Source organism: Pseudarthrobacter sp. NIBRBAC000502771 (assembly GCF_006517215.1).
GTDB classification, from domain to species: domain Bacteria; phylum Actinomycetota; class Actinomycetes; order Actinomycetales; family Micrococcaceae; genus Arthrobacter; species Arthrobacter niigatensis.
Genome location: NZ_CP041187.1, coordinates 1,299,076 through 1,314,659 on the forward strand (window position 1 = coordinate 1,299,076; position 15,584 = coordinate 1,314,659).

17 protein-coding genes are annotated in these 15,584 nt (G+C 66.3%); 2 read left to right on the forward strand and 15 right to left on the reverse strand.

All coding sequences use genetic code 11. The annotated features are described in order from the left end of the window. Nucleotides 1-19: 19 nt before the first annotated feature. The 7 genes from NIBR502771_RS06180 to NIBR502771_RS06210 form a co-directional block, all read right to left on the reverse strand. Nucleotides 20-1,048: an asparaginase gene (locus NIBR502771_RS06180; RefSeq protein WP_141158970.1), complete on the reverse strand. Its 1,029-nt coding sequence runs from the start codon at nucleotides 1,046-1,048 to the stop codon at nucleotides 20-22. Between the two features lie 29 nt (nucleotides 1,049-1,077). After that, the gene (locus NIBR502771_RS06185) at nucleotides 1,078-1,785 is read right to left on the reverse strand and encodes a FadR/GntR family transcriptional regulator (protein ID WP_141158971.1); all 708 of its coding nucleotides are present in this window, start codon (nucleotides 1,783-1,785) and stop codon (nucleotides 1,078-1,080) included. 42 nt (nucleotides 1,786-1,827) lie between these two features. Beyond that, nucleotides 1,828-2,478: a DedA family protein gene (locus NIBR502771_RS06190; protein WP_141158972.1), complete on the reverse strand. Its 651-nt coding sequence runs from the start codon at nucleotides 2,476-2,478 to the stop codon at nucleotides 1,828-1,830. 242 nt (nucleotides 2,479-2,720) lie between these two features. After that, nucleotides 2,721-3,833: a thermonuclease family protein gene (locus NIBR502771_RS06195; protein WP_168223192.1), complete on the reverse strand. Its 1,113-nt coding sequence runs from the start codon at nucleotides 3,831-3,833 to the stop codon at nucleotides 2,721-2,723. Nucleotides 3,834-3,994: 161 nt separating this feature from the next. Beyond that, on the reverse strand, nucleotides 3,995-4,531 hold the full coding sequence (locus NIBR502771_RS06200; protein WP_246839826.1) for a uracil-DNA glycosylase: 537 nt from the start codon (nucleotides 4,529-4,531) through the stop codon (nucleotides 3,995-3,997). A gap of 209 nt (nucleotides 4,532-4,740) precedes the next feature. Next, nucleotides 4,741-5,622, reverse strand: a complete 882-nt coding sequence (locus tag NIBR502771_RS06205) for a cytochrome c oxidase assembly protein (protein WP_141158975.1) — start codon at nucleotides 5,620-5,622, stop codon at nucleotides 4,741-4,743. Then, entirely contained in the window at nucleotides 5,609-7,045 is a 1,437-nt protein-coding gene (locus NIBR502771_RS06210) for an HNH endonuclease signature motif containing protein (protein ID WP_141158976.1), read from the reverse strand. Before NIBR502771_RS06210 ends, NIBR502771_RS06205 begins: the two co-directional genes overlap by 14 nt. A gap of 102 nt (nucleotides 7,046-7,147) precedes the next feature. Between NIBR502771_RS06210 and NIBR502771_RS06215 the strand changes: the two genes are divergently transcribed. Further along, the gene (locus NIBR502771_RS06215; RefSeq protein WP_141158977.1) at nucleotides 7,148-7,660 is read left to right on the forward strand and encodes a hypothetical protein; all 513 of its coding nucleotides are present in this window, start codon (nucleotides 7,148-7,150) and stop codon (nucleotides 7,658-7,660) included. A gap of 17 nt (nucleotides 7,661-7,677) precedes the next feature. Here the strand turns inward: NIBR502771_RS06215 and NIBR502771_RS06220 are convergent, their stop codons facing one another. The 5 genes from NIBR502771_RS06220 to NIBR502771_RS06240 form a co-directional block, all read right to left on the reverse strand. Next, complete coding sequence (locus tag NIBR502771_RS06220; RefSeq protein ID WP_141158978.1) at nucleotides 7,678-8,061, reverse strand: RNA-binding S4 domain-containing protein; 384 nt, start codon at nucleotides 8,059-8,061, stop codon at nucleotides 7,678-7,680. Nucleotides 8,062-8,115: 54 nt separating this feature from the next. Then, nucleotides 8,116-9,231, reverse strand: a complete 1,116-nt coding sequence (locus tag NIBR502771_RS06225; protein WP_141158979.1) for a sulfite oxidase — start codon at nucleotides 9,229-9,231, stop codon at nucleotides 8,116-8,118. An 86-nt stretch (nucleotides 9,232-9,317) separates the two neighbouring features. Beyond that, nucleotides 9,318-10,178 (reverse strand): SDR family oxidoreductase, encoded by an 861-nt coding sequence (locus NIBR502771_RS06230; protein WP_141158980.1) that lies wholly within the window; start codon nucleotides 10,176-10,178, stop codon nucleotides 9,318-9,320. Then, on the reverse strand, nucleotides 10,179-11,183 hold the full coding sequence (locus tag NIBR502771_RS06235) for an aldo/keto reductase family protein (protein WP_141158981.1): 1,005 nt from the start codon (nucleotides 11,181-11,183) through the stop codon (nucleotides 10,179-10,181). It lies immediately after the preceding gene. 40 nt (nucleotides 11,184-11,223) lie between these two features. Then, complete coding sequence (locus tag NIBR502771_RS06240; RefSeq protein ID WP_141158982.1) at nucleotides 11,224-11,874, reverse strand: hypothetical protein; 651 nt, start codon at nucleotides 11,872-11,874, stop codon at nucleotides 11,224-11,226. 192 nt (nucleotides 11,875-12,066) lie between these two features. Between NIBR502771_RS06240 and NIBR502771_RS06245 the strand changes: the two genes are divergently transcribed. Next, nucleotides 12,067-12,435, forward strand: a complete 369-nt coding sequence (locus tag NIBR502771_RS06245) for a YchJ family protein (RefSeq protein ID WP_141161434.1) — start codon at nucleotides 12,067-12,069, stop codon at nucleotides 12,433-12,435. Here the strand turns inward: NIBR502771_RS06245 and NIBR502771_RS06250 are convergent, their stop codons facing one another. From NIBR502771_RS06250 to NIBR502771_RS06260, 3 genes are all read right to left on the reverse strand, one after another. Next, entirely contained in the window at nucleotides 12,436-13,128 is a 693-nt protein-coding gene (locus NIBR502771_RS06250) for a hypothetical protein (protein ID WP_141158983.1), read from the reverse strand. 64 nt (nucleotides 13,129-13,192) lie between these two features. Further along, nucleotides 13,193-15,193, reverse strand: a complete 2,001-nt coding sequence (locus NIBR502771_RS06255) for an acyl-CoA dehydrogenase family protein (RefSeq protein ID WP_141158984.1) — start codon at nucleotides 15,191-15,193, stop codon at nucleotides 13,193-13,195. Nucleotides 15,194-15,254: 61 nt separating this feature from the next. Further along, the gene (locus tag NIBR502771_RS06260) at nucleotides 15,255-15,557 is read right to left on the reverse strand and encodes a hypothetical protein (RefSeq protein ID WP_141158985.1); all 303 of its coding nucleotides are present in this window, start codon (nucleotides 15,555-15,557) and stop codon (nucleotides 15,255-15,257) included. Between the last annotated feature and the right edge of the window lie 27 nt (nucleotides 15,558-15,584).

Here is a 15,584-nt window from a genome sequence, read left to right on the forward strand (position 1 = left end):
TGTCGGGTTCGGACAGTCGTTATGCGGATACAGGAGCAAGGAAATCAGTGGCCAACAGCCGGCCCACCTCGCGGCCGCCGCCCAGTACCGGGGCGGTGGCGATGCCGGCGAGCTCGTCGGTGTCGATGTCCAGTGCCTCCAGCAGGCGGACGGTGGCGGGCATCCGGGCGCGGTCGCCGCCGTCGGAGATCTTGACGGCCACGGCGCTGCCGGAGGGCAGGCCCACCAGCTGCACGCCCTCAAAGCCGTCCTTTGCCACGGTGCCGGGCAGCAGGCGCATCAGTGCGGTGACGTCGCGCCCCTCGCCGGCCACCATCTCGGGGTGCTGCTGCATGGCGAGGCCGACGACGGCTTCCGGGCTGCCGTCGTCGGCCGCCGCAGCCTTGGCAATCCGGCCGAAGGCGCGGGCCATGCCGCGCAGCGTGAGGGCGAACAAGGGGGTGCCGCAGCCGTCCGTGCTCGCGGCGGCCGGCTCTTCGCTGGTCAGGTCGATGACCGTTTGCGCCACGAGCCGCTGCAACGGGTGGGATGGGTCCAGGTAACCCTTCACAGGCCAGCCGTTGATCTTGCAGGTGGCCACCATGGCGGCGTGCTTGCCCGAGCAGTTCTGGGCGATGTGGGTGGCGCTGCCGCCGGTGCGCAGCCAGTCTTCCCGTTCGGCGGTGCCGTAGGGGAGGTCAATGCTGTTCTCCAGGTCCGCGGGGGCCAGTCCGTGCAGTTCGAGGATTCGCAGCGCACCGTCGCGGTGTGCTGCCGCGCCCGAATGGCTCGCGGCGGCCAGTGCCAGCAGGTCTGCCGGAAGTTCAAGGCCCGCGCGGACCATGGCCACCGCCTGGAGGGGCTTGAGCGCAGAGCGGGGGTAGAACGGTGCCAGGGGATCGCCCGCGGACGCTGCCACGGAACCGTCAGCCGCGAGGGCAATGGCGGAGCCGTAGTGGATGCTTTCCACCAGTTGGTCGCGGATGGCCGCGACCAAGGGGGCATGCTGCGGAAGGGTCACCCCGGCCGGGGCAGCGGTGTGGGCAGCAGAAAAAACGGGGGAGGGCATGGGGTCCTTGGGAAGTCGGTTGGATCTTGCTAGCTGTTAAGGATGGAGTCCAGGGCTACGCCCACGGCTTCGAGATGGTGGGCCATGGCGGCACGGGCTTTTTCCGCGGAGCCGGTTTCGATGGCAGCGAGGATTTCCTGGTGCTCGATGTCTGAAGCGTGCTGGCGGTCTGCCACCATGTTCAGGGTCTCGGATTGGTGCGCCAGTGCGTCCCGGATGTCAGCCACGACTGTTGCGAACACCTTGTTGCCGCTGGCGCGGGCAATCGTGGCGTGGAAGCTGGAGTCCAGGGCCACCCACGATTCCAGGTCGGTTTCGGTGGACATGGCGCCCATGATGTGGCGAAGGGTATCGAGTTCTTCTTCCGTGCGCCGCTCAGCGGCAAGTCCGGCAGCGGGGATTTCGATGTGGGGGCGGGCTTCGGTAAGGTCGCGGGCGGAGTACTGGCCCAAGGTGAGGTCATTGGCCACCTTGTTGGCAATGACGAACGTGCCCTTGCCGGTGCGGGTGACGGTCATGCCGAGGGCGGTGCACGAGCGGAGGGCCTCCCGGATCACCGAGCGGCTTACTCCGTACTGCTGGGAGAGTGTGGCCTCTGAGCTGAGTTTGCTGCCAACCGGGATGTTGCCGGACTCGATGTCCCCGCGGATGGCGTTGAACACCGCCTCGGCAGCGCTTAGCCGGGCAAGGGGACGGGATGCAGGCTGTCCTGCTGTCCGGCTGTCTGACAGGTTCACGCCTTAAATATGGCACTGGTCACACTTGCTGTCAAACCACACTCATGAATTCGGGGCGCTGTCCCGCCGTTGGGCTGCCGGGCGCCGCTGCTGCCTCCGGAGTCGTGAGCGGAAGTGCCAGACGGCGAGTGCCACCACTGCCACGGCGGCAATGACGAGGGCGAGGTCTTGTCCCACCGCTTTGGCGACGGCCTCGTAAGAGTTGCCGGCGAGGTACCCCAGAAGGACGAAGCCGATGCCCCAGACCAGGCCCCCGGCCGCGTTGTAGGCAAAGAACCTGCCGTAGGGCATGCGGGACGTACCTGCCAGGGCGGGCATGACGGCGCGGAAGAAGGCGGTGAAGCGGCCCAGGAAAACCGCGGAACCGCCCCTGCGGCGCAGCAGGTCCTGGGCGTATTCCAGTTTTGAAGCATGGCGGGCGAGTGCCTTGGTTTTCACGAGGCGGCTGCCCAGGTGCTTGCCCACCTCGTAGCCAACAGTGTCGCCAATGATGGCAGCGGCCACCACCAGGGCCATCATGACGCCGAGCTGCACTTCACCGCGGCTGGCCACCACTCCACCCAGGACAGCTGCGGTTTCGCCGGGGATGACGAAGCCGACGAACAAGGCGTCCTCGGCGAACACGAGGCAGAAGACGGCAATGTACGCCACCAGCGGGCTGACGTTCAGGAGGCTGTCAATGAAGCCCGACATGGCAGCGGGTCAGGCCTGGCACGCCGGGATGGCGATCCAGTGCCGAAGCTGGGGGAGGACCGCCATGCGCACGGCCGCGGCGTCCGCTTGGGACGCCGCCCCGGGGGAATGGTTGGTACGGGACGTCAAGGTTCAGCCTGGTTCTATCGCCGGTCAGGGTTCCTATGAGTATGCACCCGCATGGCTGAAAGAATCCTGTAAATCTGCCATCCCCGTTATCTCCGAAGATGGGTTTGGGGGGGTCAGCATGGCCGCCACGTCTTACCGCCCGGCGCATAGCAGCGTGGGCCGGTGTACTTGGTGGAGGGGGCAGGAGGAACGTATGGCTGCGGCGCCGGCGCGACGTAGGGCGCTGGGATTGGTGCTGGTGCCGGAAGACTGCGCAGGCGTTCCGCCTCAGCCGCCGCTTTCCGGGCTGCTTCGGCTGCTGCGGCTTTTGCAGCAGCCTCGGCCGCCGCGGCCTCTTCCGCCATCTTCTTTTCCGCGGCAGCCCGCTCTTCTGCCGCTTTGCGTTCAGCGGCCGCCCGGGCTGCAGCCGCCGCCCGCTCCTCCTCGGCTTTCTTCTCCGCCGCGGCCAGGGTAGCTTTCAGGGCCTTTGTATCTTCTGCTTTCGCTTCTGCGGCGGAGATCTTTTTGTCGAGGTTGGATACGTGCTTGGCCAGCACGACAGTTGAAAGGCCAGCCCAGAAGAGCGCCCGCTCTGTCGCCTTGTCACCGTTCAGGATCTTGCGCAAGGCCTTGGCCGCTGCCACCTTGGCGGCGAGTACGCCTGCCGCAGTACCTGCCGCGGCGGAAGTAGTTGCCGGCGAAGCCGCGGTGGCGGTTTCCAGTCCTTGGGTCGCCTCAGCCAACTGGGCTGGAAGGGTGCAGCCAATGCCCTCCGAGAAGAGGCCGGTCTTTGCCGCCCTGGCCTCTTCGTATGCCGCTGTCACGGGCGGGAGGAACCTTCTGTTGCCGCCATACTCGACTGGAATTCCCAGTCCCTGCTGCGCAATTTTGGCATTGACCAGGGAACCGTCTGCGGTGAAGACGCCGGCGAGAGTCCGGCCGTACTTGTCGTGACGCTCGGCGTCGAACTCCAACCTAACCTGGGTTCCCTTCGGCAGCAGGCCCTCAAGATACTTTGAGGCCTCCGGGCCGAGGCATTCGACCGGCTGGTTCGGGTCCTTGGTTTCAGGGGTGTCGATGTTCAACAGGCGAATTGTTTGGTCGCTGTTGTTGATGGAAACCACCAGTGTGTCCCCGTCGATGACGCGGACAACAGTGCCGTTGCCGGCGTTGGCAGCTGCACCCGCAGCGAACGATCCGGCGACCAGGCCCGTTGTCAGCAACGACGCGATGAGTATCTTCTTCATGCCAAGTTCCCCCGATTTAAACCAGGAAACGAGGCTGTTCAAAGGCATACCTCGGAGATTCCTGAGTGTTTACTCCACCAATGCTGGAGATGGAGGGGCAAGAATTCATCAAGGGCGGATCAAGGAGGGCGCAGTTTTATCGAATACGGGCAACCCCGGGCCTAAAGGTGCTGAATGCCCGCCCGCTGCATCGCGTCGCGGTAAGTTTCGACGCTCTTGGTGAGCAGCTCTTCCTGTTTGGCCTCGGAAACAGCAAAGGCCCTGCCGCCGAGGGCGGAGGCCTTATAGATCTTGATGCCGCTGTTCTTCAACGATGAGTGGTAAGTCTTCTCAAAGAGGGTCAGGAACGTGGAAGCGTCCGTGCCGTGCGCGATGATGGCCGAAACGCGGGAATTTATTTTGAGGAACTGGCGGAACGGGCGGAGGCCGTCGGTCTTTTCCTGGACACTCAACGCCGAGGGGCTGCCACTCTCCCGCACCCAGGGGTAGGCATTCCACGGCATGACGTACCGGGGATCCAGCTCGGCGAGTTCATAGATCTGGGTGGCCCTGCGGGCAGCCTCGTCATCATTGTTGTGGGAGACGAACCCGGATTCGGTCCCCTTGCCGGGGCTCGCCTGGAGGCTGATGATTCTGCACTCGTCTTCGTCGTGGACGGGGTCGATGTAGGGGACATTGGAACCGGGCTTCTTTTCCATCAGTTCATCGCAAAGTTGGGTTACCTTCGCGATATTCGGTTCCTGTAGCAGGGCCTTTTTTTCGTCCCAATCAATCGTCACGATTACTCCCTTGGCAGCGAGGCGTCCAGAATCAGGCGTCCTATGTCACTCTACGCTTCCCCGGGTAGGGGTGGGCACACCAGATTTTGGGGAGGCCTCCAGGTTGCTTCCACCCGCTGCCAGTTGGCCTAGTGCCGCCCGCGCAGGTGCTGGTTTTGAAGTTCATCGAGCTGCTCATCTGTTAGATCGTCGAACGCGCCGGCTTCCCTTTTGTCACTGCGCGAGAAGCGGATGAACATGAGAATGATCAGGGGCAGGTCCAGGACCTCGCAGATGAACCACAGCAGGTTGCCGGCGAACTGCTGGTCTTGGAGGGCGTCCCGGAACCACCATTGGGGATTGGAAACGGACATCACGTGGTCGAGTACCTGGCCGTTGAGGCTCAGCAGGATGCCCGGGACCGCGTCGATCAGCAGCTCGATGAATACGAACATGAATTCAAGGGTCAGGTAGGCGCTGGACCGCTGGAAGTCGGATTCTTCGATGATGGGCAATGCCATCAGCATGCCCAATAGAGGCACTCCAAGGGTGAGCAGCGCGCCGGCCACGGGGTCGGTCCGCAGAGTGAAGAAGGCCGGCGTGAGGAAAGTGGAAAAGAGTGCCAAGCCCAGCAGCGGCGCACCGAATGAGTTGCTCACGAATCGAACCGGCCTGCTGGACAGGACTTTGTCCAAGACCGACTTGCCCTTGGGGGCCAATGCTGCCCGGGCAAGGGTGAGGGGTTTGCCAAGCCCGATCAGCAGGGGCACAACAAACAGCAGCAGGGATATTTTGAGGGTGAACGCCCACCGTTGCTCAGCGCCGTAAACCCCGGTAAAGCCGCAGGTAAGGATGGTGAACGAGCCCAGGCCCAGGACGTAGAACGCTACCGCCCGCCACACCGGCCACCGATGGCCGCCGAGTGCGGCGGACCGCATTCCCCACCCGTACAGGATGCCGGTCACTGCGACGAAAGCTGCAGCGGCCCAATCGAGTCGCCAGGAGGAAAGGAGGATCTCAAGGGGTGGCACGGGCCAATGCTAGGCGTCGTTCCTGAGAATGGCCTGACTGGTTGCCGTGTGCCGGGATTTGGCATATCGGAGCGCCGGGGAAGGGTGGGGCGGTGGAGTGGTAGGTGTGGCCGGTGGGGGTGGTGGTTGCGACGGTATGCCGCTGTCCCTGGATGGTTTGGGCCGTCCAGCCGGGGGTTTCTTTGGTGTGGTTGCACGCTTCGCACAAACCCTGGCCATTATTCACGTTGGTGGGTCCACCGGTGTGCCAGGCGGTGATGTGGTCGTGGTGCCTGATCGGCGCGTCGCAGTACGGGGTTCGGCAGGTGTCGTCCCGGACCTGGAGAAACCGTTTCAGCCCTGGCGGGAAGAGCCGGGCTGTGGAGTCCATCGCCACGAGCTCGCCGCTGCCCGGAACGGTGTAAAGCCGCCGGACCCAGAGGTCGAGTTCTTCCATACCCGCCGGCCCGGCCAGTGGGTGGGCCGCGGCTGGCCCGCCGGCGAGGGCGATGGCCCGAGCCGGTTCGGCGGGGATGGTGCAGTAGCCGGGGAGCCGTGCTGGTTCTGCGTCGGCCCGGAGGAAGGTGCGGTCGGTCATGACGAGCTGGATCTGAACCCCGGTGATGCCGCCGGGGGTGCCGGTGAGGCGTTCGACGAGGGTGTCGGCCATGACCTGGCCGCGGGACCGGTCATCTCCGGCCGCCCGGGCGGTGTCGGCGTCCCGGACCAGGGCGGCGTAGGCGGCCACGCCCTGGGCGACCGGGAGGAGCGCGGTCAGGTAGGTCATGGTGTCCGGGGCCGGGCGCAGGCTCACGGCCCGCTCGCTCACGGCCCGGGCGGCGCGTTTGGCGACGGAGGCCGGGTCCCGCCGGTACGCCGCGGCGCGGACGGCGGCGATGATCGCTTTGTCTCCCGCACCGTCCAGGGCGCCGGTATCGGCGGCGAGTTCCTCATCTACCCCGGCCCGGTCCCCGGGCGTGAGGCAGATGGTTTCCTTCACGATCAGGGTGGCCCGCCACTCATTGAGCAACCCGGCACGGAACGCGGCGAACGTGTGCGGCATCCCGGTCAACGCCTTGGCCAGGCCCAGCAGCCGGGAACCCCGGGCCGGGGACTCCCGCCTTGCCAGGGCGATCTGCGCCGAGACTCCGGCACCCTGATCGGCGGCCGGGACCCCGGCGTCGGCCTGTTCCCGCCGCTGGGACAGGTCAAAAGCGACCGCGGCCTCAGCCTGCCGGGCACCGGCAAAGCACTTCAACTCCTCCAGCCCGCGAATCTGGTCAATCAACCCCGCACCATCAGCAGCCAGGGGAACACGGGCCAACAGGTTAAGCACATCCGCGATGCAAGGAGCAGCGGGCAGGTATGAAACAGCGCCAACAGCAGACGGTTCAGCCCACCGCGCAGCCCGGTCCACTCCCGCCGATTCCACAATCACTCCCATAGCCAAACTCTTCCACCAGCCCCTGGCAATCCCAGCCACCCAAAACCCCTATGTGGAAAACGCAAACCCAGCAACGGCGCGGGCCGTGCTGTTCAATGGATTATGCAGTTCACCAGGAAGGGCCTGAAGGCCGAAGGGTTCGCTGGCTTCCGGCCTATCCGAAGCCTCGAGACGATGCGGATTCCGCAGGGGACAGGACTCTTCACGGTCGTGGCGCCGGAAGATTTCCAGGCGCGCTTTCTCACCAAAAGCACCGCGGGCATCTTCAAGAAGAAGGACCCATCCCTCTCCGCCGCAGCGCTGGCCGCCGAGTGGGTGGACGGCGCCGTCGTCCTTTACGTGGGGAAGGCCGGACCCGGAAGCAAGGGCAACCGGGGACTTCGGCGCCAGATCCAGGAGTTCGTTGACTTCGGGCAGGGAAAGCCTCCAGGCCACTGGGACGGGCGGCTTATCTGGCAGCTCGCTGACGCTGGATCACTGACCATCGCGTGGAAGGAACTTCCGGCTGGCCAACTGGCCGGCGCCGAAGCGGGTTGCCACGCTGCCTTCGTGGAGGAATTTGGCCGGTTGCCGTTCGCCAACCTGGTGCAGGCCCGCACCAACGCGCGTGCCTGACGCCGGCAGCAAGCCAGCTACGCAGGTCCCCGCAGACGATCCATCTCGCGCCGGTCCTTCTTGGTGGGACGCCCGGCGCCCCGGTCGCGTTGCGGCAACCCCAGTGCCGGAAGAACGGGGCGCGGGGGAGTGTGGTCGGTAAAGCAGTGCGACGCCGCCTCCGCCCCTACGCGTTTGGCTATGAGCCGGCGCACCTCAAGGATGCGCTCGTACCCGGGCATCCGGACGGTGACGGTGTCACCCGTGACCAGCGTTGCCGAAGCTTTCGAGGGGCTGCCGTTGAGGCGGACATGCCCGGCGCGGCAGGCTGCAGTGGCGGCAGACCGCGTCTTGTAGGCGCGGACTGCCCACAGCCACGCATCGATTCGGACACTGGCGGGAGCGGACGGGAGGCTGGTCATGGTTGGCACCGAGTATAGCCCCAGGGGGTGCCGCCCCAGGAAGCAGGTCCGGCTTCACTCCACCGTCACGCTGACGCGCTGTACCACGTTGTTGCCCATCCCCTGGTAGTTCCAGTCCTGCTCCAGGGGCTGGCTGGCGCCCGTAATGTCCGTGGCGCGGCAAGCAAGGACGTGCTCGCCGGGGTCCGCGACCCATGGAAGGCTCCACTTCCGCCAGGCGTAACCGCCCACCGGTTTATCCAGGTGGGCCGGCAGCCAGGTGCCGTCAATCCCCACCTCGACGGCGACCACGGCACCTTCGCCGGACCATGCCCTGCCTTCCAGCATCACCGGGCCCGCGCGCAGGAAACGCTTCCGGGTAAAGAAGTCCGGGACACCGGGCGGAACCATCAACGAACGCACCCTGATCCGCGTAACCGGGGTGCCGGCGTCGTCCACGGACTCCTGGTACCGGTAGGCAACCTTCTGCTGGAACCCTGGGAACGGTGCCTTTGCCACCTCTATGGACGCCAGCCACTTGACACTGGCCATCCCGTACCAGCCCGGGACCACCAGCCGCAGTGGGTAGCCGTGCTGTGGCGGCAGGTCGGCGCCATTCATCTTGTATGCAAGGACGACGTCGGGACGCAACGCCTCACGGATCGGCAGGCTGCGCGCGTACTGCTGGGGGACGCCGCCCTGGATGCCGGCATCGGCCCCGGTGAAGACCACCTCCACCGCATCCGGCAGCACCCCGGCCTTGCCGAGGAGGTAGGCCAGCGGCACCCCGGTCCAGTGCGCGGTGCCTACGGCTTCCATGACCCAGGGCTGGCTGACGGGCCGCGGTTCCAGGAGCGACCTGCCGTTGCCCGCGCATTCGAGGGTCACCGGCACAGTGATTGCCGGGTCCCGTAGGAGCGCGGCCATGCTCAGCTCCAGGGCGCGTTCCACCGCACCCCCGATCCGCAGGTGCCAGGATGAGGCGTCCAGGTCAGGAATGTCGAAGTGCGTGAGTACGTAATGGAGCCCGGGCGGGGTCAGCTCGCGGCGGAGCGCCTCCAGCGGCATCGAATGGTTGCGGGCCGCGAGCTGCAGTTCCTCCCGGGTGAGCGGCCCCGACGTAGGCTCTGCGGCTGCGGCAGGGGCCGGCGCCGGCTCCTGCCGGGTGGATTGCTGGTTGCTGGACTTCATGGCGGTGCGATTCTGCTCGGTGGACTAAAGGCCCCCGCCACAGGTCTACGCCGGGCCCAGCCGCCACGTCAACGACTTTAACCCGGCTACAGTACCGGCCGGGTCAGGAACTCGGCCAGGCTGATGGGGTCCTGCCCGGTCAGCCCATGCACGTCCGGCGAAAGTCCTGCCATTTCGCCGGCGGCCATGGCCGTGTAGGTGCTGACCCACGCATCCAGCTGCCATTGCGGGGCGTCGTAGGAGGCCCGCGACGCATACGCCTCCTCCACCGACTCCGCGTAGTAGCGCACCTGCCGCCCCGTGCCGGCGCTCAGCACCTCGGCAGCCCGGGCCATGCTCAGTTCCTCAGGGCCGGTCAGGTTGTAGGTCTTGCCCTTGTGGATGGCGGGATCCCGCAGCACGGCGTGCGCGCAGCGGGCAATGTCCTCCCGGGCCACCCCTGAAAAGACGCCGTCCCCGGCAGGCCCGCGGATCACGCCGTCTTCCCCGGTCATCAGCGGCAGGAAATCCAGGTAGAAGTTGTCGCGCAGGAAGGTGTACCCCATCCCGGACGCCTTGATCCGCTCTTCGGTGGCGTAATGGTCCCGGGCCAGCGTGAAGGTGGCATCCGGGGCCGCCCCGTAGAAGGACGTGTACACCACGTGCTCCACCCCGGCAGCGGCCGCGGCATCCACGAACGCGTAATGCTGCTGGAGGCGGTCTTCGGCCTCGGCAGCAGAGACCATGAACAGCACCTTCGCCCCGTCCAGCGCCTGCCGGGAGGCAGCGCCGTCCCCGTACGAACACACCACCGGATGCGCGTCCTCCAGCTGCGGGGCCCGCGCGGAATCCCGGACCAGCAGGCGCTGGGCGAAACCGGACCCGGCAAGCTGCCGTGCCACCATTCCGCCCAGGCCTCCGGTGGACCCGGTGACAGCGAGGTCCGGCAGTTCCCCTGGGGACGCCATTCAGGCTTCCCGGGTGGCCGGCGACTTGGTCTGCGCCGGGTCACGTTCGGCGAGGCCTCCGACGGCGTCGTCAATCCTCTTGAGGACCTCGGCCTCCAGCTTCACTCCGGCGGCGCCAACGCTGTCGGCGATCTGCTCCGGCCGGGAGGCGCCGACAATGGCGGACGCCACGTTGGGGTTCTGCAGCACCCAGGCAACGGCCAGCTGCGGCATGGTGAGGCCCGCCTCCTGGGCAATCGGCTTCAGCTCCTGCACGGCGGCCAGGACGTCGTCGCGCATCCACCGCTGGATCATCTTGGCCCCGCCCTTTTCGTCCGTGGCGCGGCTGCCTTCGGGGGCAGGCTGGCCGGGCAGGTACTTGCCGCTGAGGACACCCTGGGCCATGGGCGACCAGACAATCTGGGACACGCCCAGCTCTTCCGACGCCGGGACCACCTCGGCCTCGATCACGCGCCAGAGCATGGAGTACTGCGGCTGGTTGGAGATGAGCTGGAAGCCCAATTCCTTGGACAGCCTGTGGCCTTCGCGGAGCTGCTCGGCAGTCCACTCGCTCACCCCGATGTAGAGTGCCTTGCCCTGCCGGACAATGTCCGCGAACGCCTGCATGGTCTCTTCCAGGGGCGTTTCGAAGTCGTACCGGTGGGCCTGGTAAAGGTCCACATGGTCCGTCTGCAGCCGGCGCAGCGAGCCGTTGATGGATTCCATGATGTGCTTGCGGGACAAGCCAAGATCGTTCTTGCCTTTGGGGCCGGTGGGGCCGAAGACCTTGGTGAAGATCTCCACGGACTCGCGGCGCTCATCCTTGAGTGCGTCGCCCAGGACGGTTTCAGCGGCGGTGTTGGCATAGACGTCCGCGGTGTCGAAGGTGCTGATGCCGGCGTCGAGCGCCGCGCGCACGCACTGGGTTGCGACGTCGTTTTCCACCTGCGAACCGTGCGTCAGCCAGTTGCCGAAGGTGATTTCCGAGACTTTGAAGCCGCTGTTTCCGAGGTATCTGAATTCCATGGGTTTCACGCTAACCCAGATGGTTGCTCAGGGTAAGGGCCTAGCCATTCTCCTTGGACTGCTCCTTGGGTACCTGCTGGGGACCGGCCAGGGACACGAGGGACCCGGTGTCCAGCGGGGGCAGCGGATGCAGCGGCTGGGGTTTCTTGAAGGACCGCGGCATTTCGTGCGGGGGCCGGTGGTTGTGCAGGGCGGACTCCACCAGGGGGGCCACTTCGGAGACCTTGTCCGCAGGTACCGCCGGGTCCGGAAGATCCCGCACGGACAGCTTGATTTCCGGCCGTTCGGCCCTCGCTCTTGCTTCGGCGCGCTTATCGGCCTGGGCAACCGCGGAGGCCCAGTCTTCGGCGAGGACCGGCGGTTCGGGCCGTGCGGCGGCAAGCTTCGGATGGCGTACGACGGCGGTGCGGAGCGACTCCTTGAGCCGGTCCGGCTTGAGCGCGGCGGTGCGTTCCCGGAGCCGCCTGCGGGGGCGGCCCTGCTTGGCGGGGGCGCCGACAAAACCCGTGGAATCGCGTTTGCCGGGGGCCCGCCCGAACAGGGTCATGAGGATGACGGCAGTGAGTCGTCCCAGACCGGCAAGGACCAGGGTGATGACGCCAAGCAGGAAGAGGACCAGGAACATCAGGAGGGCCAGGCCCATGGTGCCAAGGAAAGTCAGGTTGAGGACGAGAGTGTCCGGGTGCTCCACGTCATCTCTCCTCTCTGCCCACGTGCTGTGCCCGCATCCGGTTTACATTGCCGACGGCGGACTCCCCTCCACCTTACGGATTTTTGCCCGGCCGTGCCCCGGCAGGCGTGGCCCCGTCCCAGGTTGTAGCGAAGCTGTTACCGGATATGACAGCATCACCGGGTGACCGCATCAATAGATTCCGCAAACTGCATGTGTCTGTCCGGAGAGCCATACGGGGCCTGCTGTGGGCGGTTCCATTCCGGCGGCGCGGAGGCCGCCACGGCGGAACAGCTGATGCGTTCCCGGTACAGCGCTTTTGCCTTGCTGGACGAGGGCTATCTGCTGCGCACCCACCACGCATCCACGGCACCGAAGGCCCTGGATCTGGACGCTGCCATGGACTGGCGCCGCCTGGACATCGTGGCCACGTCCGGCGGTGGACCGTTCGACACCTCGGGCACCGTGGAGTTTAAGGCGTATTACCGCCATGGCAGCGAACGCGGGATCCTGCATGAGAGCAGCAGGTTCGTCAGGGAGGGCGGGCGCTGGCTCTATGTGGACGGCGACATCCTCGCCTGACTACTCCTCGCCGTCGTAATACTCGCTGTCCGGGGTGAAGCCGGCGCGGTCAACCTTCCGGTGGAACCGCATACCCGCCAGGCCGCCCAGCACAGCGCCCACGAGGGCCACCACAGCCACCACAACCGCAGCGATGATGCTGGTGGTGGTCAGCTGTCCTTCGTTGATGGGGATGCGCGGGAAGCTGTTCAGGTTGGCCAGGACATTGAACTGCTGCCCGGCCACGAGCCCCAGGATGGCCACGACGATGGCTGCGATCAAAGCCCAGACCCACACCATAAGTCCCTGCTTGGCGCCGTTGAAGCGGGCCATGCGGCCGGCAACGTAGCCGCCGCAGTAATAGGAAAGGAACAGGATCACCAGCAGGACGATGATCCCCACCAGCCCAACCGTGCCGCTGTTCCGGGCGGCCTGGTTCACGGCCTCGTTGACATCGGTGTTGTTCGCAAGGCCAACGGCTGTCCCGGCGGCCGCCACCAGGGCGGTCAGCAGGACGGCCATGCCGGTGGCGGCCAGCCAGCCAAAGAAGGCGGAGCCGACCTTGATGCCGCCGAACCGCTCCTTCTGGCGTGCCACTGCGGTTTCCCTGTTCGCGAGCGTGGCGCTTCCGTCGCGGTAGCTTCCGCTGCGGGTGGTGTCGTCCTCCCGGGCGCGTCGGGGAGGCAGGTTCTCTGGGTCCGTTGAGCTGCTCATGACTCAACTCAACCACCCGCCCCGGGCGATAGCAAGCGTGCTTACTATTTTGTGACCTGCGGTTTTACCGGTATCTCCGGTGCAGGTCATCCTTGGTTGATGCGCCGGGCGAGGCATCGGCGATCCACGGGCCCGTGCCCTCGGACTGGTCCAGGACCCCCGCCTCCAGCCACTCATAGTCACCGGCGAGGACTTTGCGCGTCAGGGCCTGGTCGGCGTCGTCCGTGTTCCGCCACAGCTGGTCGAAATATTCGTCCACCCGCACCCTCGCCTGCTCACAGTAGGCGTCGGCGAGCTCGTAGGCGCTGGCTGCCTTGCCGGGGGAGGTCTTCAGGAGCATTTCGGCGCGGGAACAGCATGCGGTCATAGCGAAGAGTTCCGCGCCGATGTCCACCACCCGGCCGAGGAAAGCCTGCTTGCGCTCGAGTTTGGCCTGCCACCGGCCCATGCCGTAAAACGTCTGGCGCGCGAGCCTCCGCGACGACCGCTCCACGAACCGAAGGTGCTTGGCCAGCCGGCCGAACTCACCGTAGGACCGCGGGTCCATGCCCGCCCCCGCCACCAGCTTGGGCAGCCACTTGGCGTAGAAGCCGGAAGCGCCGACGGCGGCCTTTGCTTTGTCGGCCAGGCTCGCATCAAGGGAAGCGAGATCGCCCGCGGCGGCAAGGTGCGCGTCCACCGCTTCCCGTGCAATCAGCAGCCGCATGATTTCCGAGGAACCCTCGAAGATCCGGTTGATGCGGAGGTCCCGAAGCTGCTGCTCGGCCGGCACCGCGCGTTCCCCGCGGGCGGCCAGCGACTCCGCCGTTTCAAACCCGCGGCCGCCCCGGATCTGGACCAGTTCATCTGCTATCCGGCAACTGATTTCCGTGGCCCAAAGCTTTGCGAGCGCGGCCTCGATGCGGACATCCTTCTGCCCCGCATCGGCGAGTTCCGCGGACAGCTCAAACACGGCGTCCAGCGCAAAGGCCGAGGCGGCGATGAAGGCAATCTTCTTGCCCACGGCCTCGTGTTCGCCCACTGGCCTGCCCCACTGCGTGCGGGCATTCGACCACTCGCGGGCAATCTTCAGGCTCCACCGTCCCGATGCCACGCACAGCGCGGGCAGGGCCAGGCGGCCGGTGTTGAGCGTGGTCAGTGCGATCTTCAGGCCCTGGCCCTCGCGCCCCAGCCGGTTGGCGGCGGGCACCCGTACCTGGTGGAAGCGGGTCACCCCGTTCTCTATCCCGCGCAGGCCCATGAAGGCGTTGCGGTTTTCCACCGTGATCCCCGGCGAGTCCATTTCCACCACGAACGCGCTGATGCCGCCCTTGTGCCTGGTCCCGTCCTGACCGGTGTGCGCCGGAACCACCGCCATGACCACCACCAGCTCGGCGATCACCCCGTTGGTGGTCCACAGTTTCACGCCGTCCAAAAGGTACGCTTCGCCGTCGTCCGTGGGCGTTGCCGTGCTGCCCAGCCGGGCGGGGTCGCTGCCCACGTCCGGTTCGGTGAGGAGGAAGGCAGTGACGGCGCCGCCGGCACATCTTGGCAGGTACTCGCGCTTCTGTTCGGGCGTCCCGAAGACCTTGACGGGCTCGGGGACGCCGATTGACTGGTGGGCGGAAATCAGGGCGCCCAGGCTGGGGTGCACGCTGCCCAGCAGGGCAAGGGCGCGTCCGTAGTACACCAGCGAGAGGCCCAGGCCCCCGTATTCCTCCGGGATCTTCATGCCAAAGACGCCCAGGTCCGCCAGGTCCTTGATGTATTCGTCCGGAATCTTCGCGTCCCGCTCGATTACGCGCCCGGACATGGTCCGGGCGAAGTCGGTCAGGCGGGCCATGAACTCCTCTCCCTTTTGGACGGAGGCTGGGTCCGCGGCCGGCCACGGGTGGACCAGGTCCAGATCAAAACTGCCCAGGTAGAGGCCTTTGGCGAAGCTGGGACGGTCCCAGCCTGACTCCCGGGCGGCCTCGGCGACGGCGCGGGCATCTTCTGCGGTGGCACCGGCGCCGATGTTGCCGGCGGGGACGGGGGTTTCTTCAGCCGGGGCGTCTTTGGCCTGGCTGTCAGTTGCGGAGGTCATGGGTTATCTCCTTGGCCGGATTGGCCGGTGTAGCCATGGATCCGCCGGGTTGGAGAACCCTTCAGCTGTCCCTCAAGATTACCCGCGGGTAGGTTCCGGTGCTAGGGGCCGGCTGGCCCTGGAAGTCCCCCGGAAGCTCGACGGCGGAAGCGCGGTGGACCAGCCTGTCCCACCCTGAATTGATCCCGTGGACCACCGCCATGAGCGTATTGACAATAACCATCCAGGTGAGTTTGCCCGCGCCCAGCACCACCAGGGCCACCAGCCCCGCCGTCAGGACGAATCCGGCCAGGACTGCGCCGAACACCAGTGTCCCGATGAAGACCAAGGTGGCCGTTTCCACGGAGCTTAGATCGAACTGCATGTATCCCCCTGCTGCGACATTGCTTGC